Here is a 22,618-nt window from a genome sequence, read left to right as displayed (position 1 = left end):
TGCGCGTAAAAGTGGTATAACAAATCCCATATTGTCGCCATCTTCCGGGAGCGAATATGGAAATCACAGAACCACGTCGTTTGTATCAACAGCTTGCCGCGGAGCTGAAGGCACGTATTGAGCAGGGTGTCTACCTGGTGGGCGATAAACTGCCCGCGGAGCGGTTTATTGCCGACGAGAAAAGCGTTAGCCGCACCGTGGTTCGCGAAGCCATTATCATGCTGGAAGTCGAAGGCTATGTGGAAGTGCGCAAAGGTTCAGGCATTCACGTTATCTCCAACCATCCAAAGTACCAGCAGCCCATCGACGAAGCCCTGGAGTTCGCCAGCTATGGTCCGTTTGAGCTGCTGCAGGCCCGTCAGCTGATTGAGAGCAATATCGCCGAGTTTGCCGCCACCCAGGTGACCAAGCAGGACATCATGAAGCTTATGGAGATCCAGGAGAAGGCGCGGAAAGAGAAGTGCTTCCGCGACTCCGAGTGGGACCTGCAGTTTCACGTTCAGGTGGCGCTGGCGACCCAGAACACCGCGCTGGCGGCAATTGTCGAGAAGATGTGGACCCAGCGCGTGCACAACCCTTACTGGAAAAAGCTGCACGACCATATCGACACCCGCACCGTCGATAGCTGGTGCGACGATCACGACCAGATCCTTAAAGCTCTGATTCGTAAAGATCCGCATGCCGCGAAGCTGGCGATGTGGCAGCATCTGGAAAATACCAAACTGATGCTGTTCAACGAAACCAGCGATGATTTTGAATTCAACGCCGATCGCTACCTGTTTGCGGAAAATCCGGTGGTTCACCTCGATACCGCCGCCAATGGCGTAAAATAAGCGATTATCCTCATTCCAGGCCGGCGCTCAACGTCGGCCCGCTGTCCCGACGAGGTAAGCAAACATCTATAGTGTCAGCCTGTGTAAAGACACTCGCCACCCGCCGCCGCAATCAGCAAAATCAATGAGCAACAAACTGCAATTTATCTGCCGTAAAGTCAGCGGTTTTGTTACAATTAGATGCATTTCGTCGTTCTGCAGCTCGCATTTGCTTATCTTTATCTGATGCACAAAACCCTTCAGGGGCGTTCAGAGGGTAAAGGAAGACGCCCCCGGCAGCGTGGACAGCAACAGCAGCGGGTTTTTCCATGCCAAAAAGTAGCCTGGGACGACCTGAAGAAGATGATGCCAGACAGGGATCCGTTCAGACCGCATCAGCAGCGACCATAATCCAATAACAACCTATGTCGCTAATTTACACTGCGTTCAGACGTACCGTTAACCGATGTACCAGGAATCGTGAATGGAACTATTAACCCAATTGTTAAATGCTTTATGGAGCCAGGATTACGAAACTCTCGCCAATCCCTCCATGATTGGCATGCTCTATTTCGTCTTATTTGTGATTTTATTTCTCGAAAACGGCCTGCTTCCGGCCGCTTTTTTACCGGGCGATAGCCTGTTAGTCCTGGTTGGCGTCCTGATTGCTAAGGGCGCAATGGGCTTCCCCGAAACGCTGCTGCTGCTCACCGCGGCCGCCAGCCTCGGCTGCTGGCTGAGCTATATTCAGGGCCGCTGGCTGGGTAATACGCGGATCGTGCAAAACTGGCTTTCGCACCTGCCGTCCCACTACCACCAGCGCGCGCACCATCTTTTCCATAAGCACGGGCTTTCCGCGCTGCTGATTGGCCGCTTTATCGCTTTCGTTCGCACCCTGCTGCCAACCATTGCCGGCATCTCGGGGCTGAACAACGCGCGCTTCCAGTTCTTTAACTGGATGAGCGGCCTGCTGTGGGTACTGATCCTGACCTCGCTGGGCTACCTGCTGGGCAAAACGCCGGTATTCCTGAAATATGAAGATCAGCTCATGTCCTGCCTGATGCTGCTGCCGGTGGTGCTGCTGGTATTTGGCTTAATCGGCTCGCTGTTTGTGATGTGGAAGAAAAAACACAGAAGTCGGGGCTGATGATGGTTAAAAAACGCCCTTCTCTGCGTAAGGCAGGCTGGATGCTGGGCGGTTCACTTTTACTGTGCGCCCTGTTCTGGCTTTGGCTGGCGGCGCAACAGCAGGAAGCAACCCTCGCTATTCACCCGGTCAGTCAGGATGTCGGTATGCCGGACGGTTTTTCCGTCTGGCACCATCTTGATGCCAACGGCATTCGTTTTAAAAGCATCACGCCGCAAAAAGATGGTCTGCTGATCAAATTTGATTCCAGCGCCCAGGGCATCGCGGCGAAAGAAGTGCTGGGACGCGTCCTGCCGCACGGCTATATTATTGCTTTGCAGGAGGAAGATAACACGCCGACGGCATGGCTCTCCCGCCTGCGCGACACGCCGCACAGATTTGGATAACCTCCAAAATCTGAATATTTTCACGCAGTTTGGTGGTTTCCTGTTTTCCTTACTATGCTTAAGACTGCGGGAGCCATCGGGCTGACGTTAACCAACTGGATCGGGTATATCTTACGGATATGCCCTCACACAATGGAAGGTAGCATCCATGAAACACCGCATCGCTTTGATCCTGGTTTTAACTTCGCTTAGCTCCAGCGCTTTTGCCATCTCCCCCTGTCAGGAAAAAGAGCAGGATATCCAGCGGGAGATTAGCTATGCCGAAAAGCATCACAATCAGAACCGTATTGATGGTCTCAACAAGGCGCTGAGAGAAGTGAAAGCCCACTGCAGCGACAGTAAGCTCAAAGCCGATCACCAGCAAAAAATCGCCAAACAGCGGGAAGAGATTAGCGAACGTCAGCGCGATCTGCGCGAAGCCGAACAGAAAGGCAATGCTGAGAAAATCAGCAAGCGCCAGCATAAACTTGATGAAGCGCAGCAAGAGCTGAAGGCGCTGGAGTCACGTGAGTACTAGTATGTATATGGACCACTTTACAGGAGAGAAAGATGCCTAAAGATAACGTTGCAGACGACCTGCGTGCAGAACTGAAGACTCTGGCTGATACCCTGGAAGAAGTGCTGAACTCCTCCGCGGATAAGTCGAAAGAAGAGATTGGCAAGCTGCGTAGCAAAGCCGAAAGCGCGCTGAAAGAGAGTCGCGTGCGCCTGGGCGAAACCGGCGATGCCATCGTCAGGCAGACCCGTGAAAGCGCCGCTCGCGCCGATGAATACGTTCGCGAAAATCCGTGGACCGGCGTAGGTATTGGCGCAGCCGTTGGGCTGGTGCTGGGTGTCCTGCTGACGCGTCGCTAATTATGGCGGACTCTCAACGCACGCAAGGACCGGGTCAGAGCGTCTTCGGCATTGGCCAGCGCATCGTTTCGCTGCTGGTCGAAATGGTGGAAACGCGTCTGCGTCTGGTGGTTGTGGAGCTGGAAGAAGAGAAGGCCAACCTCTTCCAGCTGTTTCTGATGCTCGGGCTGACCCTGCTGTTCGCCGCGTTCGGGCTGATGAGCCTGCTGGTGCTCATTATCTGGGCCGTCGATCCGCAGTACCGTCTGAACGTCATGATAACGACCACCGTCGTGCTGCTGCTCGCTTCGCTGATCGGCGGTATCTGGACGCTACGTAAGGCCCGGCGTTCAACCTTCCTGCGCCACACCCGCACAGAGTCTGGCTAACGACAGAGCGCTGCTGGAGGACGATCGATCGTGAGCAGTCAACAGGAACGTGAGCGGCGTAAGGCCCTTCTGCTGCGCCAGATCCAGCAGCAGCGGCTGGATTTAACCGCCGGCCGCCGCGACTGGCTGGCGGCCACCGCCCCGCTCGACCGAGGCTGGCTGACGCTGCAAAACCTTCGCTCGTGGGCGATGGTCGGCAGCGGCATCATGGCCATCTGGTCCGTGCGCCATCCTCGCTTTCTTCTGCGCTGGACCCGGCGCGGCGTCGGCGCCTGGAGTACCTGGCGTATGGTCAGAGGCCTGCTGCGCCAGCAATCATCGCGCTGAGCGCCTCCCGGCGTTATTCTCAGGACCTTAACCGGTCCTTTTTATTTGCCTGTCTCACAGGAAATTACTCAGAATTCTTGAAGAAGATCTACAGTTTTCCTTGCTAACAATTACTTCAACCTCTCGCTAATATTCCCTCCATCGACAGCAACCCCGCGTAACTACGCAGGTTTGTGCCAAAAAACAAAATCGCCGCCCTTTGGGTTCTCTGGAGTAAGAAATGAAAAAATTAGAAGATGTTGGTGTACTGGTAGCGCGTATCCTGATGCCAATCCTGTTCATTACCGCAGGCTGGGGAAAAATCACCGGATATGCCGGCACTCAGCAATACATGGAAGCCATGGGCGTACCGGGCGCATTGCTGCCGTTAACCATTCTGCTTGAGTTCGGCGGCGGCCTGGCAATCCTGTTCGGTTTCCTGACCCGTACGACCGCGCTGTTCACCGCCGGCTTTACTCTGCTGACCGCGTTCCTGTTCCACAGCAACTTTGCTGAAGGCGTGAACTCGCTGATGTTCATGAAAAACCTGACCATCGCAGGCGGCTTCCTGCTGCTGGCTATCACCGGTCCGGGCGCATTCAGCATCGACCGCGTGCTGAATAAAAAGTGGTAAGCGCACTATACTGAATTAAAAAGCGAGGAGATATCTCCTCGCTTTTGCTATCTACAGTCTGAAGGAGGAACAAATGGGCCAATTAGTCGACGGCGTCTGGCACGATACCTGGTATGACACCAAATCCACCGGAGGACGATTCAAGCGTTCCGTTTCGGCCTTCCGTAACTGGCTGACCGCCGATGGCGCCCCGGGGCCGAGCGGCGATGGCGGCTTCGCTGCCGAAAAAGATCGCTATCATCTGTACGTCTCTCTCGCCTGCCCCTGGGCGCATCGCACCCTTATTCTGCGCAAGCTAAAAGGCCTGGAGCCGTTTATCTCCGTCTCGGTGGTGAATCCCCTGATGTTCGAGAACGGCTGGACGTTCGACAGCAGTTTCCCGGACGCCACTGGCGATACGCTGTATCAGCACCAGTTTCTCTATCAGACTCTATCTGCACGCCGACCCGCAATACACCGGGAGAGTGACGGTGCCGGTGCTGTGGGATAAAAAGCGGCAAACTATCGTCAGCAACGAGTCGGCCGAAATTATTCGCATGTTCAATACCGCTTTCGACGGCCTGGGGGCGACCGCCGGGGATTACTATCCGCCTGCGCTACGCGAGCCCATCGATGAGCTGAACGGCTGGATTTATGACAGCGTGAATAACGGCGTTTATAAAGCCGGGTTCGCCACCAGCCAGCAGGCTTATGATGAAGCCATTGAGGGCGTATTTGCTTCGCTGGAGCGCCTGGAGCAGATCCTTGGCCAGCACCGTTACCTGACCGGCGACCGGCTGACCGAAGCCGACATTCGTCTGTGGACGACCCTCGTGCGCTTCGACCCGGTGTATGTGACCCACTTTAAATGCGACCAGCGGCGCATCAGCGATTATCCTAATTTGTACGGCTTCCTGCGCGATATCTACCAGATGCCGGGCATTGCCGAGACCGTCGATTTTGGCCATATTCGCAACCACTACTACCGCAGCCATAAAACCATCAACCCGACCGGAATTATCTCCGTCGGTCCGCAGCAGGATCTCAACGCGCCGCACGGCCGTGACCTTCTTTTTCGCTGATCTTTAGGGCGCCCGCCGCGGCGCCTGAAATTTCACAACCGCGATATTTACCCGCCTTTCATTGCCGTCTATTCTTATTACGATTGCTTTAAAAACAAGTGATTGACGGCTAATCGAGGCATAAACATGGACTGGTATCTGCAGGTAATAAGAAACTATATTGGCTTTGGCGGCCGCGCCCGCCGCAAAGAGTACTGGATGTTTGTTCTGGTCAATATCATCCTCACCGGCGTGCTCAGCATTATCGATAAAATGCTGGGCTGGCAGCGGGCGGGAGGTGAAGGCATCCTGACGACGATTTACGGCGTGCTGATCTTTTTGCCGTGGTGGGCGGTACAGTTTCGGCGCTTACATGACACGGACCGCTCGGCGTGGTGGCTACTGCTGCTGCTGATCCCGGTGATTGGCTGGCTGGTGATTCTGGTGTTCAATTGCCAAAGCGGAACGCCCGGAAATAACCGCTTCGGGCCCGATCCAAAATCCCTTTCATCGTGAACAACGCGCGCCGCCTTCGGGCGGCACGCGGCGCTGATTTACTTCCCGCTAAACAGTCGGGGAATTTCCCGCAGGCACCAGGATTTGGCCTCGCCCATGCTATCGCGGCGCCAGGCCATAATAATGTCAATCTCATTGGTATATTCCGGGCTGACAACCCGTAGGCGCCCTTCGGCAATATCCTGCTCCACCAGCGGGTAAGGCATTGTCGCCACCCCCAGCCCTGCCAGCAGCGCCTGGCGCTTATCTTCAATGGTGCTGACCGTTAAACGCGGCTGCTTGTCGAGCAGCTGCACCGTCAGCACCGGACGTTCGCGGGCGGTATCCGCCACCGCCACGCCGCGATATTTCACCCGCGTGACTTCGGAAAGCGGCTCCGGCTCCTGATGAATAGGGTGATTCGGCGCCGCAACATAGACGTTCAGCACCGAGTAGAGCTTACGCGAGTTAATTTCCGACGAAGAGCGAAAATGCATATCCGGCGCGACGACGATATCCGCCCGACCCTGCTCAAGGCGTTCCCAGGCGCCGGCAAGCACTTCGGTAATGACGGAGAGCTGCGTGTTCGATTTGGTCGCCAGCTTCTCAATCAGCGGGAAAAAGTCGCTGGTCGGCACCAGCGCTTCGGTGACGATGGTCAGGTGCGTTTCCCAACCGCGGGAGAGCGCTTCGGCATCGGTGGTGAGCTTATCCGCCGCCTCCAGCAGGACGCGTCCGCGCTCCAGCAGCATGCGTCCGACGTTGGTGAATTTTGTTCGATGACCGGAGCGGTCAAACAGCACCACGTCCAGCTCCTCTTCCAGTTTCTGCATCGTGTAGCTGAGTGCCGAAGGGACGCGTCCGAGCTCGTCAGCCGCGGCGGCAAAGCTCCCGCGCCTGTCGATCGCATCCATGACGCGCAACGCCTCCAGCGTTAATGCTCTCTCTTTAGCCATAGCGCTCTCATTCAGGAAATTTGAATATACCGGGCAGAATATCTGGCTAACAATACAGCGTCCATACCTTTACCATTGATTTAGTGTAAAGAGAGGTCAAGACAATGATTACTACCCGAACAGCCAAACAATGCGGACAAGCAGATTTCGGCTGGCTGCAGGCCCGCTACACCTTTTCCTTTGGACACTACTTCGACCCTAAACTGCTAGGCTACGCCTCCCTGCGCGTGCTCAACCAGGAAGTCCTGGCGCCGGGCGCATCGTTCCAGCCGCGTACCTATCCGAAAGTCGATATCCTGAACCTGATCCTGGAAGGGGAAGCGGAGTACCGCGATAGCGACGGCAACCATCTGCAGGCTAAAACTGGCGAAGCGCTTCTGATTTCGACCCAGCCGGGCGTCAGCTACAGCGAGCATAATCTGAGTAAAGATCGTTCGCTAACGCGGATGCAGCTGTGGCTGGACGCCTGTCCGGAGCGCGAAAATCCGCTGGTGCAGAAGATGAGCATCACCGAAGGTCCACAGCAGCTGTTGGCTTCACCCGACGGCGCGCAGAATAGCCTGCAGCTACGCCAGCAGGTCTGGATCCATCATCTCGAACTCGCGAAAGGCGATCGGATTAACGTCCAGCTCCACGGGCCGCGCGCCTATCTGCAGTCGATTCACGGGACCGTGCACGCCGTGGCGCATGAAGAGGAAAAGCAGGCGCTGACCTGCGGCGACGGCGCATTTATTCGTGATGAAGCTAACATTACGCTCGTTGCCGATACGCCTTTGCGCGCGTTACTGATAGATTTACCGGTGTAATAACGGGAGTCATGGAGCTTATCAGTGAGTAAGAAGAAACCGAAGAAGAGCGCATCGCCGATTCAGCAGACCTTGCCGGAAACAACGAACGTCGTCAGCTTTGGCTACGAAGAGATGCTCAGCGAGCTGGAGGCCATTGTTGCAGAAGCCGAAACGCGGCTTCTGGATGAAGAAAACGCCGCCTGATACCCAAAATCGGCTCCTGCCGGGGCCGAAGCGGGGTTTCCTGAATAAAGTTGAAGCTGACCGCTAAGCCGCATTCTTTTCATGAAAAGCGTCGTGGACAGTCATTCATCCGCGCAGAAAGCACAAAACCCGCCGAAGCGGGTTTTGTGTCGAATGAGTTAAAGATGACCGCTAAGCCGCATTCTTTTCATGAAAAGCGTCGTGGACAGTCATTCATCCATGCAGAAAGCACAAAACCCGCCGAAGCGGGTTTTGTGTCGAATGAGTTAAAGATGATCGCTAAGCCGCATTCTTTTCATGAAAAGTGTCGTGGACAGTCATTCATCCATTCAGAAAGCACAAAACCCGCCGAAGCGGGTTTTGTGTCGAATAAGTTGAAGCTGACCGATAAGCCGGGTTCTGTCGTGGACAGTCATTCATCTAGGCCAGCAATCGCTCACTGGCTCAAGCAGCCTACCCGGGTTCAGTACGGGCCGTACCTTATGAACCCCTATTTGGCCTTGCTCCGGGTGGAGTTTACCGTGCCGCGAACTGTTACCAGCCGCGCGGTGCGCTCTTACCGCACCCTTTCACCCTTACCTGATCCCGCTTGCGCGGGCCATCGGCGGTTTGCTCTCTGTTGCACTGGTCGTGGGTTTCCCCCCCAGGCGTTACCTGGCACCCTGCCCTATGGAGCCCGGACTTTCCTCCCCTCCGCCCGTCTCCCCCGAAGGAGGACGACGACGAAGCGGCGACTGTCTGGTCAGCTTCGGCGCGAAGTATAGAGGGTTTGCCGTCGGTTGTCATCCCTCCATCGCCATCCCGGCCCGCAATGTCGCGGCGACGTTGCGCGACGCGCGATAAATATTGTCCGATGCTCCACGAAACGCCTCTTCCAGCGTCGTAATATTGGTCAGCACGCTGAATACCGCATCGATGCCAAACTGATGCACCACGCCAACGTCGCGGGTCAGGCTGCCGGCAATGCCAATCACCGGCTTATGGTATTTTTTCGCCACGCTCGCCACGCCGACCGGCACCTTGCCATGAATACTTTGGCTATCCAGCCGCCCCTCGCCGGTCACCACCAGCGAGCAGTCGAGAATATGCTCTTCCAGGTTCAGCGCCTGGGTGACAATCTCGACCCCGCTGCGCAGTTCGGCATTCAGGAACGCCATCAGCGCAGCCCCCATACCTCCGGCAGCCCCGGCTCCCGCCACCTGTTTCACGTCCACGCGCAAATCGGTTTTTATCACGTCGGCATAGTGTTCAAGATTGCGATCCAGCTCGAGGATCATCGCTTCGCTCGCCCCCTTCTGCGGGCCAAAAATACGCGAGGCGCCCGCATCGCCAGTCAGCGGATTGGTCACGTCGCAGGCTACGCGGATGGTACATCCCTGCAGCCGGGCGTCCAGAGCGCGAAGATCGATAGCGTTCAGGCTGGCGAGGCTCCCGCCGCCGTAGCCAATCTCGCGGCCGTTAGCATCGCGGAGGCTGGCCCCTAGCGCCTGCACCATGCCGGCGCCGCCGTCGTTAGTGGCGCTGCCGCCGATGCCGATAATGATATTTTTCGCCCCACGATCCAGCGCCTGGAGAATCAGCTCCCCGGTCCCGCGCGATGTCGTCAGCAGCGGGTTGCGCAGCGCCGGTGGCACCAGGCACAGCCCGCTGGCGGCCGCCATCTCGATAAACGCCGTTTTACCGTCGCCGGACATTCCCCAGCTGGCGTTCACCTTTTCACCTAACGGCCCCGTGACCAAAGCGCTATATTCAGAACCCTGCGTGGCGGCGATCATGGCCTCGACGGTGCCTTCACCGCCGTCGGCGACCGGGACGGAAACATATTCCGCATCGGGGAAAATTTCCCGAAATCCTTTTTCTATCGCCTGAGCTACCTCAATGGCAGAAAGGCTTTCTTTATAAGAGTCTGGGGCGATTACGATTTTCATAGTTATGTAGCCTGACAGTGCCGCGCAAGGCAAGAATTACAGGGCGCGTTCCGCGCCCTTCTTGTTAGCGAGTGACTTCCACTTTCGCCAGTTTCTCGTAATAGCATGCCAGCGCGCTGTGGTCGGCGGTCCCGAGACCATCGGCACGCAGCGCCTGCATCATTTCCATCACCGCCGCCGTCAGCGGCAGCTGAGCGCCCACGCCGTGGGACGTATCCAGCGCGTTGGCCAGATCCTTAATATGCAGGTCGATGCGGAAACCCGGCTTGAAGTTGCGATCCATCACCATCGGCGCTTTCGCATCCAGCACGGTGCTTCCCGCCAGGCCGCCACGGATAGCCTGATACACCAGATCCGGATTGACGCCCGCTTTGGTGGCGAGGGTCAGGGCTTCGGACATCGCGGCAATATTCAGCGCGACGATCACCTGGTTGGCCAGCTTAGTCACGTTGCCTGCCCCCACTTCGCCGGTGTGCACGACCGAGCCGGCCATCGTCTTCATCAGATCGTAGTATTTATCGAAGATAGCCCGATCGCCGCCGACCATCACCGACAGCGTGCCGTCGATCGCCTTCGGCTCGCCGCCGCTCACCGGCGCATCGAGCATATCCACGCCCTTCGCCTTCAGCGCTTCGCTGATTTCACGGCTGGCCAGCGGCGCGATGGAGTCTCATATCGATCAGCACAGTACCCGGCTTCGCGCCTTCAATAATGCCGTTTTCACCCAGCGCTACTTCTTTCACATGCGGGGAGTTCGGCAGCATCGTGATAATGACATCGCACTGCTCGGCAATCGCCTTCGCCGTCGCCGCCGTTTCCGCTCCGGCAGCAATCGCTTCAGCAACCGCTTCAGGATTACGGTCGGAAACCACCAGCGAGTAACCGGCTTTCAGCAGGTTTTTGCTCATAGGCTTGCCCATGATGCCCAGGCCAATAAAACCAACTTTCATCGTCATAACGTTCTCTCTCTTTTGATCCCGAGGGTTATTTTTTAAAAGAATCCGCAAGCTTCTGCGTGGCGGAGCGGAATACGCCCAAATCGCTGCCGACGGCAACGAAGGTGGCGCCCCATTCCAGATAGCGGCGCGCATCGGCCTCTACCGGCGCCAGAATTCCGCTCGGCTTACCGTGCTTTTTGGCGCTCGCAAAAATGTGCTGAATCGCGCGCTGCACGTCAGGATGAGCGGCGTTGCCCAGATGGCCTAGCGCTGCGGCCAAATCGCTGGGGCCGACAAAAATGCCGTCAACGCCTTCGGTTGCCGCGATGGCATCGACGCTATCTACGCCCTGCTGGCTTTCAATCTGTACAAGGATGGTGATGTTTTTGTTTGCTTGCGCGAAGTAGTCCGGCACGGCGCCAAACATGTTGGCGCGGTGAGAAACGGAGACCCCGCGGATGCCTTCCGGCGGATAGCGGGTGGAGGCCACGGCGTTCACCGCCTCCTCTTTACTTTCCACAAACGGGATCAGGAAGTTATAAAAACCGATATCCAGCAGGCGCTTAATAATAACCGGCTCGTTGGTCGGGACCCGCACAACCGCGGCGCTGGCGCTGCCCTTCAGGGCCATCAGCTGGGGGATAAAGGTCGTCATATCGTTTGGCGCATGCTCGCCGTCCAGCACCAGCCAGTCAAAGCCCGCCAGGCCTAAGACCTCGGTGCTAATCGGGCTGGCCAGCGCGGACCAGCAGCCAATCTGAACCTGATGCGCAGCCAGCGCCGCCTTGAATTTGTTCGGGAAGATATCGTTATTCATCGCTTATACCTTGTCACTTAACCGTGAATTATTTTTGCAGTTCCATACGTTTGATGTCGCCAACAATGAAGAGATAGCAAATCATCGCCATCAGCGCTGAACAACCGACAAACACCAGCGCCGCGTTAAACGAATGCAGTTCGCTGACCAGATAGCCAATGACCAGCGGAGTCACGATCGACGCCACGTTACCGAATACGTTGAAGACCCCACCGCACAGGCCAACAATCTCCTTCGGCGCGGTATCAGAAATAACCGGCCAGCCGAGGGCGCCAAAGCCTTTACCGAAGAACGCCAGCGCCATCAGAGTCACCACCAGCGCGGTGTTATCGGTGTAGTTACACAGAATAATGGTTGAAGCCAGCAGCATGCCGAGCACGATAGGCAGCTTACGGGCCAGCGTGATAGAACGGCCGCGCTTAATCAGATAGTCGGAGAACACGCCGCCCAGCACGCCGCCGGCAAAACCGCACAGCGCCGGGATGGAGGCCACCAGCCCCACTTTCAGAATCGACATCCCCTTATCCTGCACCAGGTAAATCGGGAACCAGGTAAGGAAGAACCAGGTGATGGTGTTGATAAAATATTGGCCAAAGAATACGCCCAGCATCATGCGGTTGGTTAACAGCTGCTTGATATAGTGGAGTTTCGGCCCGCTGGCCGTGCTGCCGCCGGGCTTTTTATGGTCCATATCCACCACCGCGCCGTTGTCAGAGATAAACTTCAGCTCCTGCTTTGACATCCGCGGATGGTCGGTCGGGTTATGAATCAGCTTTACCCACAGGCCGGTGAGGACAAAACCGATGACACCCATGACGGTAAACACGTGCTCCCAGCCCCAGGAGAAGGTTAACCAGCCGAGCAGCGGCGAGAACAGCGCCAGCGAAAAATATTGCGCAGAGTTAAAGATAGCGGAGGCGGTACCGCGCTCTTTAGTCGGGAACCAGGCGGCGACGATGCGGGCGTTAGCCGGAAACGACGGCGCTTCCGAAAAACCCAGCATAAAGCGCATAATGAACATCGATATCCCGGCCCAGGCAAGCGGAAAGAGGTCAACAAAGCCCTGCAGGAAGGTAAACAGCGACCAGAAGAAGAGGCTGTAGGTGTAGACCTTCTTCGAGCCAAATCTATCCAGCAGCCAGCCGCCGGGGATTTGCATCAGCAAATAGGCCCAGCCAAAGGCGGAGAAAATGTATCCCATCGACACGGCGCTGAGCTGAAGCTCTTTTGCCACTTCGGCTCCGGCAACCGAGAGCGTTGCGCGGTCGGCATAGTTAACGGCGGTGACGATAAATATTATCAGTAAAATTAAATATCAGGTCGGCAAGCCCTTTTTTGTTGCTTCAACCGTATCAAGCATCATTTTATTTACCTCAGGTACTCGGGAGTTACTTTCTTATTATTTAAACGCTACCGTAAAGATGTCTTTAAAATAAAAACAAACATCAAATAGCAAATCCGGCGTGATGAAATCGTCATTCAGTATAAACAGCAGATATCCGCCGCGCATTGTGCATCCGCACAATTAATACGATGGATATAAATATTACTTTAAACATATGCATATAATGATGGGCGCTAATGCACATATTTATGCTTTGATACCGCTGCTGGCGCGGCGTTCGCGATAATGAGTGATCGCCATCACATTTTTGCTGGCGAACTCCTGACATCCTAATTCCACAACACTGAGAACATCCGCAATTAAATTGCGAACCCAGAACTTATTACTTTATTATCCCCACCTGGCTGGAGAATACTGGACAATGGCCGACATCGAAATTAGACAACAATCGCCCAGCGCGTTTTATATAAAAGTACACGACACCGATAATGTGGCAATTATTGTCAATGATAATGGTCTGCAAGCCGGGAGTCGTTTCCCGGACGGACTGGAGCTGATTGAACATATTCCTCAGGGCCATAAGGTGGCGCTGGTGGATATTCCCGTTCACGGCGAAATCATCCGCTATGGCGAAGTCATCGGCTACGCCGTTCGCGATATCGCGCGCGGCAGCTGGATTGACGAATCCACGGTAGAACTGCCCAGCGCGCCGCCGCTGAATACCCTGCCGCTGGCCACCAAAGTCCCGCAGGCGCAGCCCGCACTGGAAGGGTATACCTTTGAGGGCTATCGCAACGCCGACGGCAGCGTCGGGACCAAGAATCTGCTCGGCATCACCACCAGCGTGCACTGCGTGGCCGGGGTTGTCGATTACGTGGTCAAAATCATCGAACGCGACCTGCTGCCGAAGTATCCGAACGTCGACGGCGTCGTGGGCCTCAATCACCTCTACGGCTGCGGCGTCGCCATCAACGCGCCGGCGGCCGTCGTGCCTATCCGCACTATCCACAACATCTCGTTGAACCCGAATTTTGGCGGCGAGGTGATGGTTGTTGGCCTCGGCTGTGAAAAGCTGCAGCCGGAGCGCCTGCTGCAGGGGACGGAAGACGTTCAGCCCGTTGCCGTGGACAGCGCCAGCATCGTGCGGCTGCAGGATGAACATCACGTTGGCTTCAAATCAATGGTCGACGATATTCTGCAGGTTGCGGAGCGTCACCTGGCGAAGCTCAACCGGCGCCAGCGCGAAACCTGTCCGGCTTCCGAACTGGTGGTCGGCATGCAGTGCGGCGGCAGCGACGCGTTTTCCGGCGTCACCGCCAACCCGGCGGTCGGCTATGCCTCCGACCTGCTGGTCCGCTGCGGCGCGACGGTAATGTTCTCAGAGGTCACCGAAGTCCGTGACGCCATTCATCTGCTCACCCCGCGCGCGGCGAACGAGGAGGTCGGTAAACGCCTGCTCGAGGAGATGGCCTGGTACGATAACTATCTCAATCTCGGCCAAACCGATCGCAGCGCCAACCCCTCGCCGGGGAACAAAAGGGCGGCCTCGCCAACGTAGTGGAAAAGGCGCTGGGCTCTATCGCCAAGTCGGGGAAAAGCGCGATTGTCGAGGTGCTGTCGCCGGGCCAGCGCCCGACGAAACGCGGGCTGATATTTGCCGCCACCCCCGCCAGCGATTTTGTTTGCGGTACCCAGCAGGTCGCATCCGGCATTACGGTTCAGGTGTTCACCACCGGCCGCGGTACGCCATATGGCCTCGTCGCGGTGCCGGTCATTAAAATGGCGACCCGCACCGAGCTGGCGAACCGCTGGTACGATCTGATGGATATTAACGCCGGGACTATCGCCACCGGCGAAGAGACGATCGAAGAGGTGGGTCTGAAGCTGTTTGAGTTTATTCTCGCCGTCGCCAGCGGCCGCAAGAAAACCTTCTCAGACCAGTGGGGGCTGCATAACCAGCTGGCGGTGTTTAACCCGGCGCCGGTAACCTGATTGCCGCCCGGGCGGCGCAGCGTTGGGCCTCTCTCCTGCGCGGAGAGGGGCCACGTTTAGCCCTTCACCAGTCGCACATCAATGCCGCTCTTGCGCAGCCCTTCAAGGCTTTCGCTCGGGATCCCTTCATCGACGATAATCATATCAATCCGCTGAGTGTCGATAATCTTATGCAGGCTCGAACGATTAAATTTCGTTGAGTCGGTCACGACAACGATCCGCTCCGCCACCTCACACATCCGGCGATTCAGACGCGCTTCATCCTCATTATGGGTACTCACGCCGCGATCGAGATCGATGGCGTCGACGCCGAGAAACAGCATATCAAAGTGGTAATTCTGTAACGACTGCTCCGCCTGGTCGCCATAGAACGACTGCGACTGGCGGCGCAGGTGGCCGCCGGTCATCAGCAGCTCGACCCCTTCGGCATCCAGCAGCGCATTCGCCACGTTCATCCCGTTAGTCATGACGATCAGATCGGTATGCTGACGCAGCATACGGGCAATTTCATAGGTTGTGGTGCCGGAGTCGAGAATAATCCGGTGCCCCGGTTGAATCAGTTCTACCGCCGCCTGCGCGATGCTGCGCTTCACCGCGGTATTGAGCGCGCTTTTATCTTCCACTGACGGCTCCGCAGCGGGCGTTGTACCGTCACAGATCAGCGCCCCGCCATAGGCGCGAACGGCGATGCCCTGCTTTTCAAGAAAGGCCAGATCGTTGCGAATCGTCACCGTCGAGACGCCATATAGCAGAGCAAGGTCGTTCACCTGCACGCTTCCCTGCTGCCGCAGCCGCTGGATAATTTGCTCGCGCCTCTCACTGGTGCCGCTGATGCGCTTATCTGCAGAAGAGTCGGTACTGCTCATAGGTATTCCTTTAGCTAAATCTTTCGTTTCATTTCGTTTTGCCTATTAACACCTTTCTTTTAGCGGAATGCAAGCCCCGCAACGCGCTACGGCGGTACACATCCTGACGCTGAAACCTTTCATTATGTTTCTTTTGTGAAATAGATCGGAAAACCATTATCTTTCGTTTTATTTTTACAGCACCATAACGCAGTATTAAATGAAACAAAACGAAAGATTAATGTCATTACCATCCGAAATGGAGAGGAAAGTGAAACATCTTACAGAAATGGTGGCACAGCATAAACGAGGAAGTACAAGCGGAATTTATGCCGTCTGTTCCGCCCATCCGCTGGTACTCGAAGCGGCCATTCGTTACGCCCGGACCCGGCAGGCTCCGCTGCTGATCGAAGCCACCTCCAACCAGGTGGATCAGTTCGGCGGCTATACCGGCATGACGCCAACTGATTTCCGCGGCTTTGTCTGCCAGCTCGCCAGCTCGCTCGATTTTCCCCAGTCGCAGCTGATCCTCGGCGGCGATCATCTCGGTCCTAACCGCTGGCAAAACCTGCCCGCAGCCCAGGCGATGGCCAATGCCGACGACCTTATTAAAAGCTACGTCGCAGCCGGCTTTAAGAAGATCCATCTCGATTGCAGCATGTCCTGCGCGGGCGATCCGCTGCCGTTAACCGATGAGATCGTCGCCGATCGCGCCGCCCGACTGGCAAAGATAGCCGAAGAGACCTGCCGGGAACACTTTGGCGAATCCGATCTGGTTTACGTGATCGGTACCGAAGTGCCCGTCCCAGGCGGCGCCCATGAAACGCTTACCGAGCTGCAGGTCACCACGCCTGAAGCGGCGCGCGCGACGCTGGAAGCGCATCGCCGGGCCTTTGCAAAGCAGGGGCTGACCAATATCTGGCCGCGCATTATCGGACTGGTGGTCCAGCCCGGCGTCGAATTCGATCATATCAACGTTATCGACTATCAGCCGCACAAAGCCGTGGCGCTGAGCGCCATGGTGGAAGCTTATGACACGCTGATATTTGAAGCCCACTCCACGGACTACCAGACGCCGCAGGCGCTTCGTCAGCTGGTGAAAGATCATTTTGCCATTCTGAAGGTCGGCCCGGCGCTCACCTTCGCCCTGCGCGAAGCGCTGTTCTCGCTGGCGGCAATAGAGGAAGAACTCCTGCCCGCGAAAGCCTGCTCCGGCCTGCGTCAGGTGCTGGAAAACGTGATGCTCGATCGCCCGGAATATTGGCAAAACCACTATCACGGCGACGGTAACGCGCGGCGCCTGGCGCGCGGATACAGCTACTCCGACCGCGTCCGCTACTACTGGCCGGACAGCCAGATCGATGAGGCCTTTGCACGCCTGGTGCGCAATCTTGCCGACTGGCCGATTCCGCTGCCGCTCATCAGCCAGTATATGCCGTTGCAGTACATCAAAGTTCGCGAGGGCGATCTCAAGGCAGCTCCGCGGGAGCTCATCATCGACCATATTCAGGACATACTGCAGCAGTATCACGCTGCCTGTCAGGGCGTTACGTCCCATAACGCATAACAACAAAGAGGAAAACGCGATGCCAAACATTGTCTTAAGTCGTATCGATGAACGTTTGATCCACGGTCAGGTGGGCGTCCAGTGGGTCGGCTTTGCGGGAGCGAACCTGGTGCTGGTGGCCAACGATGAGGTTGCGGAAGATTCGGTACAGCAAAATTTGATGGAGATGGTGCTGGCGGAGGGGATCGCCGTACGCTTCTGGTCGCTGCAAAAAGTGATTGAAAATATCCACCGCGCCGCCGACAGGCAAAAAATTCTGCTGGTCTGTAAAACACCGGCAGACTTCCTCAGGCTGGTGGAGGGCGGCGTTCCCGTCACGCGTATCAACGTAGGAAATATGCACTACGCCAATGGCAAACAGCATATTGCCAAAACGGTTTCTGTAGACGCGAACGATATTGCCGCGTTTAACGGCCTCAAGGCCGCCGGGGTGGAATGTTTTGTGCAGGGCGTTCCGACAGAACCCGCTTTGGATCTCTTTAAACTACTCTGAGGGATTCATAATGGAAATCAGTCTGTTGCAGGCTTTTGCACTAGGCATTCTTGCCTTTATTGCCGGCCTGGATATGTTCAACGGGTTAACCCATATGCACCGTCCGGTGGTCCTCGGCCCGCTGGTGGGCCTGATTTTGGGCGATCTGCATACCGGTATTTTAACCGGCGGCACGCTGGAGCTGGTCTGGATGGGGCTGGCTCCGCTGGCGGGCGCCCAGCCGCCAAACGTGATTATCGGCACTATCGTCGGCACCACCTTTGCCATTACCACCGGCGTGAAGCCTGATGTCGCAGTCGGCGTCGCCGTCCCCTTCGCCGTCGCGGTACAGATGGGGATCACCTTCCTGTTCTCGGTGATGTCCGGCGTGATGTCCCGCTGCGACCGGATGGCGGCCAACGCCGACACCAGGGGTATTGAGCGGGTGAACTATCTGGCCCTGCTGGCGTTAGGGATCTTCTATATTCTCTGCGCCTTCCTGCCGATCTATTTCGGTGCGGAACATGCGAAAACCGCCATCGATGTGCTACCGGAGCGCCTGATTGACGGCCTCGGCGTGGCAGGCGGCATCATGCCGGCTATCGGCTTCGCCGTGCTGCTGAAAATCATGATGAAAAACGTCTACATCCCCTACTTTATCATCGGCTTTGTCGCCGCAGCCTGGCTGAAGCTACCGGTGCTGGCGATTGCCGCCGCGGCGCTGGCGATGGCGCTTATTGACCTGCTGCGCAAATCTCCGGAACCGGCGGCGCCGGCGGCACAGAAAGAGGAATTCGAAGATGGCATCTAATCAAACCACTCTGCCAGTCGTCTCCGCATCCGAAGAGACGCTGCTTTCCGGCGTGAATGAAAACGTCTACGAAGAGCAGACCCTCGGCGCGGAGCTGACGAAAAAAGATATTAACCGCGTCGCCTGGCGCTCTATGCTTCTGCAGGCCTCGTTCAACTACGAACGTATGCAGGCGTCCGGCTGGCTGTACGGTCTGCTGCCGGCGCTGAAAAAGATCCACACCAACAAACGCGACCTGGCACGCGCCATGAAAGGTCATATGGGGTTCTTCAACACCCACCCGTTCCTGGTGACCTTTGTCATCGGCATCATCCTTGCGATGGAGCGCTCCAAACAGGACGTCAACAGCATCCAGAGCACTAAAATCGCCGTCGGCGCCCCGCTCGGCGGGATTGGCGATGCGATGTTCTGGCTGACGCTGCTGCCGATTTGCGGTGGCATTGGCGCCAGCCTCGCGCTGCAAGGTTCTATCCTCGGGGCGGTGGTGTTTATTGTGCTGTTTAACGTGGTGCATCTCGGATTGCGCTTTGGCCTTGCGCACTATGCTTATCGTATGGGCGTAGCGGCGATCCCTTTGATTAAAGCCAATACCAAAAAGGTCGGACACGCGGCGTCAATCGTCGGGATGACGGTGATCGGCGCGTTGGTGGCAACCTATGTTCGCCTCAGCACTACGCTGGAGATCGCCGCGGGTGATGCGGTGGTGAAACTGCAAACCGATGTTATCGATAAGCTGATGCCGGCGTTTCTACCGCTGGTTTATACCCTGACCATGTTCTGGCTGGTGCGCCGCGGCTGGAGCCCGCTGCGGCTCATCGCGCTCACCGTCGTACTGGGTGTCGTGGGTAAATTCTGCCACTTCCTGTAAATACAAAGAGGTATGCAATGTTAGGTATTATTTTGACGGGTCATGGCGGCTTTGCCAGCGGTATGGCAATGGCGATGAAACAGATACTGGGCGAGCAGTCGCAGTTTATCGCTATCGATTTTCCGGAGACCTCGACCACCGCGCTGCTCACCTCGCAGCTTGAGCTGGCGCTGAGCCAGCTGGACGCTGAAGACGATATCATTTTTCTGACTGACCTGCTGGGCGGGACGCCGTTTCGCGTGGCCTCAACGCTGGCGATGCAAAAACCAGGGAGGGAAGTGATCACCGGTACCAATCTGCAGCTGCTGCTGGAAATGGTGCTGGAACGCGAGGGCCTGAACGGCGAGGCGTTTCGTCTGCAGGCTCTGGAGTGCGGGCACCGCGGGTTAACCAGCCTGGTCGACGAGCTCGCGCGCTGCCGCGAAGACAAACCGATAGAGGAAGGGATATGACGCAGATTCTGCGCGCCAGACGCCTGCTGACCGAGCAGGGCTGGTTTGCCGATCATCAGCTGCGTATAGAAGCAGGCGTCATCACCGCAGTCGAACCGATTCCCGCTGGCGTAACCGCTCGCGACGCCGACCTGCTCTGCCCGGCTTACATCGATATTCACGTTCACGGCGGCGCGGGTATTGATGTGATGGACGAAACGCCGGACGCGCTCGACAGGCTGACAATCTATAAAGCGCGCGAGGGGGTCGGCGCCTGGCTGCCGACCACCGTCACCGCGCCGCTGCCGACCATCCACGGCGCGCTGGAACGCATCGCCCGGCGCGTGCTTTCCGGTGGCCCCGGCGCGCAGGTGCTGGGCAGCTACCTGGAAGGCCCCTACTTCACTCCGCAGAATAAAGGCGCCCATCCGCCAGAGCTGTTCCGCGAGCTGGACGTCGCCGAGCTGGATACGCTCATTGCCCGCTCGCGGCAAACCCTGCGGGTGGTGGCGCTGGCGCCGGAAAAGCCGGGGGCAATAGCGGCGATTCATCATATTAAACGGCAGGGCGTGCGGGTGATGCTGGGCCATAGCGCCGCCACCTATGAACAGACCTGCGCCGCCTTCGCTGCCGGCGCCGACGGGCTGGTGCACTGCTACAACGGGATGAGCAGCTTACATCACCGGGAGCCGGGCATGGTCGGCGCCGGATTCACCACGCCGCAGGCGTGGCTGGAGCTTATTGCCGACGGGCATCATGTCCATCCCGCCGCCATGCGTCTGTGCAGCTGCTGCGCCGGGCAACGTATTGTCCTGATTACCGATGCGATGCAGGCAGCCGGTATGCCCGATGGCCGCTATTCGCTCTGCGGCGCAGCGGTGGAGATGCGCGGCGGTATCGTACGAACGGCTTCCGGTAGCCTCGCAGGCAGTACGCTCTCGCTTGATGCGGCCGTTCGCAACATGGTCGAGCTGGCGGGCGCTGCGCCGGAAGATGCCATCCATATGGCTTCGCTGCACCCCGCCCGCCTGCTGGGGATCGACGACCGATTGGGATCGTTACGCACGGGGAAATGCGCGAATATTATTGCGCTTAACGACCGGCTACACCTTCAGCAAATCTGGATTCAGGGCCAGGCTCTCCCCCTTTAGCCCTTTCATTATGTGTCATGTTGGCCTTCGCTTTCAGCGCGCAAGGCCTTTCTTTTTCTTGCGAAAATAGCATAACTCCTTGCGATTGTTTAATTAAAAACATTATTTATCATTAAGATAGGCATACTCATTGCTTTCCGATCACAATTTTCGTTTTATTTCCTGCTTCTTTTATTGAACTTTCGATTTCTTTCATATAGATTTTATTTAAATGATTACATGAATAAGTGAAACGAAACGAAAGATAGCGACAATTTTGCCAGCGTCTGATGTGGAATTCACACGACTAAGGACTGAGTTATGCCTGAAACCTATACCGCTACCTCCGCCGCGACCGGCACCTGGACAGAAGCCGAGATCCGTCAACAGCCCGCCAACTGGATCCGCTCGCTGACCAACATCGACAATCTCCGTTCGGCTATCGACGACTTCCTCGCGCCGTTGCTGCGTAAAGACGATTTGCGAATTGTTCTGACCGGGGCGGGAACCTCCGCCTTTATCGGCGAGATCGTTTCACCCTGGCTATCGCGCCATACCGGAAAAAACATCAGCGCGGTGCCAACGACCGATCTGGTAACCAATCCGATGGACTATCTGAACGCCGGACACCCGCTGCTGCTGGTCTCCTTCGCCCGATCCGGCAATAGCCCGGAGAGCGTCGCCGCCGTAGAGCTGGCCAATCAGTTCGTCCCGGACTGTTACCACCTGTCGATTACCTGTAATAAAACCGGCAGCCTGTATCAAAACGCGGTAAACAGCGATAACGCCTTTGCCCTGCTGATGCCGGAAGAAACGCACGACCGCGGCTTTGCGATGACCAGCAGTATTACCACCATGATGGCGAGCTGCCTTGCGGTGTTCGCGCCCGAAGCGATCGGCAGCAGGACCTTCCGCGACGTGGCGGATCGTTGTCAGACGATCCTCACCTCGCTCGGCGAATTTAGCGACAGCGTATTTGGCAATGAGCCGTGGCGACGGATCGTCTATCTCGGCAGCGGCGGATTACAGGGCGCGGCGCGCGAGTCGGCCCTCAAGGTCCTTGAGCTAACCGCCGGTAAGCTGGCGGCGTTCTATGACTCCCCAACCGGCTTTCGCCACGGGCCGAAATCGCTGGTGGATAACGAAACGCTGGTTGTCGTTTTTGTCTCCAGCCATCCCTATACCCGGCAGTACGATCTCGATCTGCTGGCCGAGCTGCGCCGCGATCGCCAGGCGATGCGCGTTGTCGCGATTACCGATGAGTCAAATGCCGTTATCGAAGCGGGTCCGCACATTCTGCTGCCGCCTTCCCGCGCTTTTAACGACGTCGAGCTGGCCTTCTGTTTCCTGATGTATGCCCAGGTCTTCGCCCTCGCGCAGTCCATCAGCGTTGGCAATACCCCCGACACCCCATCCGCTAGCGGAACGGTTAACCGCGTGGTACAGGGCGTCGTTATTCATCCATGGCAGGCGTAAGAGGATC

At 57.0% G+C, this 22,618-nt stretch carries 22 protein-coding genes, 1 other RNA gene and 4 pseudogenes; 20 read left to right on the top strand and 7 right to left on the bottom strand.

Annotated features, from left to right (window positions below; genetic code table 11):
* Nucleotides 1–56: 56 nt before the first annotated feature.
* The 10 genes and pseudogenes from exuR (at nucleotide 57) to ABOC21_RS02515 (ending at nucleotide 6,064) form a co-directional block, all read left to right on the top strand.
* Nucleotides 57–833: a transcriptional regulator ExuR gene (exuR, locus tag ABOC21_RS02560; protein WP_426812331.1), complete on the top strand. Its 777-nt coding sequence runs from the start codon at nucleotides 57–59 to the stop codon at nucleotides 831–833.
* A gap of 463 nt (nucleotides 834–1,296) precedes the next feature.
* Nucleotides 1,297–1,959 (top strand): DedA family general envelope maintenance protein YqjA, encoded by a 663-nt coding sequence (gene yqjA / locus ABOC21_RS02555; protein ID WP_426812330.1) that lies wholly within the window; start codon nucleotides 1,297–1,299, stop codon nucleotides 1,957–1,959.
* Nucleotides 1,959–2,345 carry an EnvZ/OmpR regulon moderator MzrA gene (gene mzrA / locus ABOC21_RS02550; RefSeq protein ID WP_426812329.1) on the top strand — a complete coding sequence of 129 codons (387 nt, stop codon included), beginning with the start codon at nucleotides 1,959–1,961 and terminating at the stop codon, nucleotides 2,343–2,345. The genes yqjA and mzrA overlap by 1 nt, the downstream gene beginning before the upstream one ends.
* Nucleotides 2,346–2,493: 148 nt before the next feature.
* Nucleotides 2,494–2,862, top strand: coding sequence for a DUF1090 domain-containing protein (locus tag ABOC21_RS02545; RefSeq protein WP_426812328.1), 369 nt, complete (start codon nucleotides 2,494–2,496; stop codon nucleotides 2,860–2,862).
* 32 nt (nucleotides 2,863–2,894) lie between these two features.
* Nucleotides 2,895–3,200, top strand: coding sequence for a DUF883 family protein (locus ABOC21_RS02540; protein ID WP_426812327.1), 306 nt, complete (start codon nucleotides 2,895–2,897; stop codon nucleotides 3,198–3,200).
* A 2-nt stretch (nucleotides 3,201–3,202) separates the two neighbouring features.
* Nucleotides 3,203–3,602, top strand: a pseudogene (locus ABOC21_RS02535) (phage holin family protein).
* On the top strand, nucleotides 3,599–3,895 hold the full coding sequence (locus tag ABOC21_RS02530; protein ID WP_331834944.1) for a YqjK-like family protein: 297 nt from the start codon (nucleotides 3,599–3,601) through the stop codon (nucleotides 3,893–3,895). The pseudogene ABOC21_RS02535 and the gene ABOC21_RS02530 overlap by 4 nt, the downstream one beginning before the upstream one ends.
* Nucleotides 3,896–4,115: 220 nt before the next feature.
* Entirely contained in the window at nucleotides 4,116–4,508 is a 393-nt protein-coding gene (locus ABOC21_RS02525) for a DoxX family protein (RefSeq protein WP_004867955.1), read from the top strand.
* A gap of 73 nt (nucleotides 4,509–4,581) precedes the next feature.
* Nucleotides 4,582–5,569, top strand: a pseudogene (locus ABOC21_RS02520) (glutathione S-transferase family protein).
* 126 nt (nucleotides 5,570–5,695) lie between these two features.
* Entirely contained in the window at nucleotides 5,696–6,064 is a 369-nt protein-coding gene (locus ABOC21_RS02515; RefSeq protein ID WP_426812326.1) for a DUF805 domain-containing protein, read from the top strand.
* Nucleotides 6,065–6,102: 38 nt separating this feature from the next.
* On the opposite strand, the gene ABOC21_RS02510 is transcribed toward ABOC21_RS02515, so the two are convergent.
* Nucleotides 6,103–6,999 carry a LysR family transcriptional regulator gene (locus ABOC21_RS02510; RefSeq protein WP_426812325.1) on the bottom strand — a complete coding sequence of 299 codons (897 nt, stop codon included), beginning with the start codon at nucleotides 6,997–6,999 and terminating at the stop codon, nucleotides 6,103–6,105.
* Between the two features lie 104 nt (nucleotides 7,000–7,103).
* Here ABOC21_RS02510 and ABOC21_RS02505 point away from each other — a divergent pair, with 104 nt between their 5' ends.
* Nucleotides 7,104–7,805, top strand: coding sequence for a pirin family protein (locus ABOC21_RS02505; RefSeq protein WP_426812324.1), 702 nt, complete (start codon nucleotides 7,104–7,106; stop codon nucleotides 7,803–7,805).
* Between the two features lie 24 nt (nucleotides 7,806–7,829).
* Nucleotides 7,830–7,991: a hypothetical protein gene (locus ABOC21_RS02500; protein ID WP_426812323.1), complete on the top strand. Its 162-nt coding sequence runs from the start codon at nucleotides 7,830–7,832 to the stop codon at nucleotides 7,989–7,991.
* A 372-nt stretch (nucleotides 7,992–8,363) separates the two neighbouring features.
* Here the strand turns inward: ABOC21_RS02500 and rnpB are convergent.
* The 5 genes and pseudogenes from rnpB to garP all read right to left on the bottom strand — a co-directional run bounded on the left by rnpB (nucleotide 8,364) and on the right by garP (nucleotide 12,983).
* Nucleotides 8,364–8,741, bottom strand: an RNA gene (gene rnpB, locus ABOC21_RS02495) — RNase P RNA component class A.
* Between the two features lie 32 nt (nucleotides 8,742–8,773).
* Nucleotides 8,774–9,919: a glycerate 2-kinase gene (gene garK, locus ABOC21_RS02490; protein WP_426812322.1), complete on the bottom strand. Its 1,146-nt coding sequence runs from the start codon at nucleotides 9,917–9,919 to the stop codon at nucleotides 8,774–8,776.
* 64 nt (nucleotides 9,920–9,983) lie between these two features.
* A pseudogene (gene garR / locus ABOC21_RS02485) lies at nucleotides 9,984–10,875 on the bottom strand (2-hydroxy-3-oxopropionate reductase).
* A 28-nt stretch (nucleotides 10,876–10,903) separates the two neighbouring features.
* On the bottom strand, nucleotides 10,904–11,674 hold the full coding sequence (gene garL, locus ABOC21_RS02480; protein WP_426812321.1) for a 2-dehydro-3-deoxyglucarate aldolase: 771 nt from the start codon (nucleotides 11,672–11,674) through the stop codon (nucleotides 10,904–10,906).
* 28 nt (nucleotides 11,675–11,702) lie between these two features.
* Nucleotides 11,703–12,983, bottom strand: a complete 1,281-nt coding sequence (gene garP / locus ABOC21_RS02475; RefSeq protein WP_426812583.1) for a galactarate/glucarate/glycerate transporter GarP — start codon at nucleotides 12,981–12,983, stop codon at nucleotides 11,703–11,705.
* 457 nt (nucleotides 12,984–13,440) lie between these two features.
* Between garP and garD the strand changes: the two are divergent.
* Nucleotides 13,441–15,011 (top strand): annotated as a pseudogene (gene garD / locus ABOC21_RS02470) (galactarate dehydratase).
* A 56-nt stretch (nucleotides 15,012–15,067) separates the two neighbouring features.
* Here the strand turns inward: garD and ABOC21_RS02465 are convergent.
* Nucleotides 15,068–15,877 (bottom strand): DeoR family transcriptional regulator, encoded by an 810-nt coding sequence (locus ABOC21_RS02465; RefSeq protein ID WP_426812320.1) that lies wholly within the window; start codon nucleotides 15,875–15,877, stop codon nucleotides 15,068–15,070.
* Between the two features lie 238 nt (nucleotides 15,878–16,115).
* Between ABOC21_RS02465 and kbaZ the strand changes: the two genes are divergently transcribed.
* From kbaZ to ABOC21_RS02430, 7 genes are all read left to right on the top strand, one after another.
* A complete protein-coding gene (gene kbaZ / locus ABOC21_RS02460) occupies nucleotides 16,116–17,423 on the top strand; it encodes a tagatose-bisphosphate aldolase subunit KbaZ (protein ID WP_426812582.1) in 1,308 nt (435 codons plus the stop codon).
* Nucleotides 17,424–17,442: 19 nt separating this feature from the next.
* Nucleotides 17,443–17,916 (top strand): PTS N-acetylgalactosamine transporter subunit IIB, encoded by a 474-nt coding sequence (gene agaV, locus ABOC21_RS02455; protein ID WP_095099794.1) that lies wholly within the window; start codon nucleotides 17,443–17,445, stop codon nucleotides 17,914–17,916.
* Nucleotides 17,917–17,926: 10 nt separating this feature from the next.
* Complete coding sequence (gene agaW, locus ABOC21_RS02450; RefSeq protein ID WP_426812319.1) at nucleotides 17,927–18,706, top strand: PTS N-acetylgalactosamine transporter subunit IIC; 780 nt, start codon at nucleotides 17,927–17,929, stop codon at nucleotides 18,704–18,706.
* Nucleotides 18,696–19,574 (top strand): PTS N-acetylgalactosamine transporter subunit IID, encoded by an 879-nt coding sequence (gene agaE / locus ABOC21_RS02445; RefSeq protein WP_426812318.1) that lies wholly within the window; start codon nucleotides 18,696–18,698, stop codon nucleotides 19,572–19,574. Before agaW ends, agaE begins: the two co-directional genes overlap by 11 nt.
* Before the next feature lie 17 nt (nucleotides 19,575–19,591).
* Nucleotides 19,592–20,026, top strand: coding sequence for a PTS galactosamine/N-acetylgalactosamine transporter subunit IIA (gene agaF / locus ABOC21_RS02440; RefSeq protein ID WP_426812317.1), 435 nt, complete (start codon nucleotides 19,592–19,594; stop codon nucleotides 20,024–20,026).
* Nucleotides 20,023–21,156 carry an N-acetylglucosamine-6-phosphate deacetylase gene (gene nagA, locus ABOC21_RS02435; protein WP_426812316.1) on the top strand — a complete coding sequence of 378 codons (1,134 nt, stop codon included), beginning with the start codon at nucleotides 20,023–20,025 and terminating at the stop codon, nucleotides 21,154–21,156. Before agaF ends, nagA begins: the two co-directional genes overlap by 4 nt.
* A 300-nt stretch (nucleotides 21,157–21,456) precedes the next feature.
* Nucleotides 21,457–22,611 carry an SIS domain-containing protein gene (locus ABOC21_RS02430; RefSeq protein WP_426812315.1) on the top strand — a complete coding sequence of 385 codons (1,155 nt, stop codon included), beginning with the start codon at nucleotides 21,457–21,459 and terminating at the stop codon, nucleotides 22,609–22,611.
* The last annotated feature ends 7 nt before the right edge of the window (nucleotides 22,612–22,618 follow it).

This window comes from Klebsiella sp. WOUb02, from assembly GCF_050058015.1.
GTDB lineage: Bacteria > Pseudomonadota > Gammaproteobacteria > Enterobacterales > Enterobacteriaceae > Klebsiella.
The sequence above is the reverse complement of the archived record's forward strand: the minus strand, read 5'-3'. Positions and strand labels throughout refer to the sequence as shown.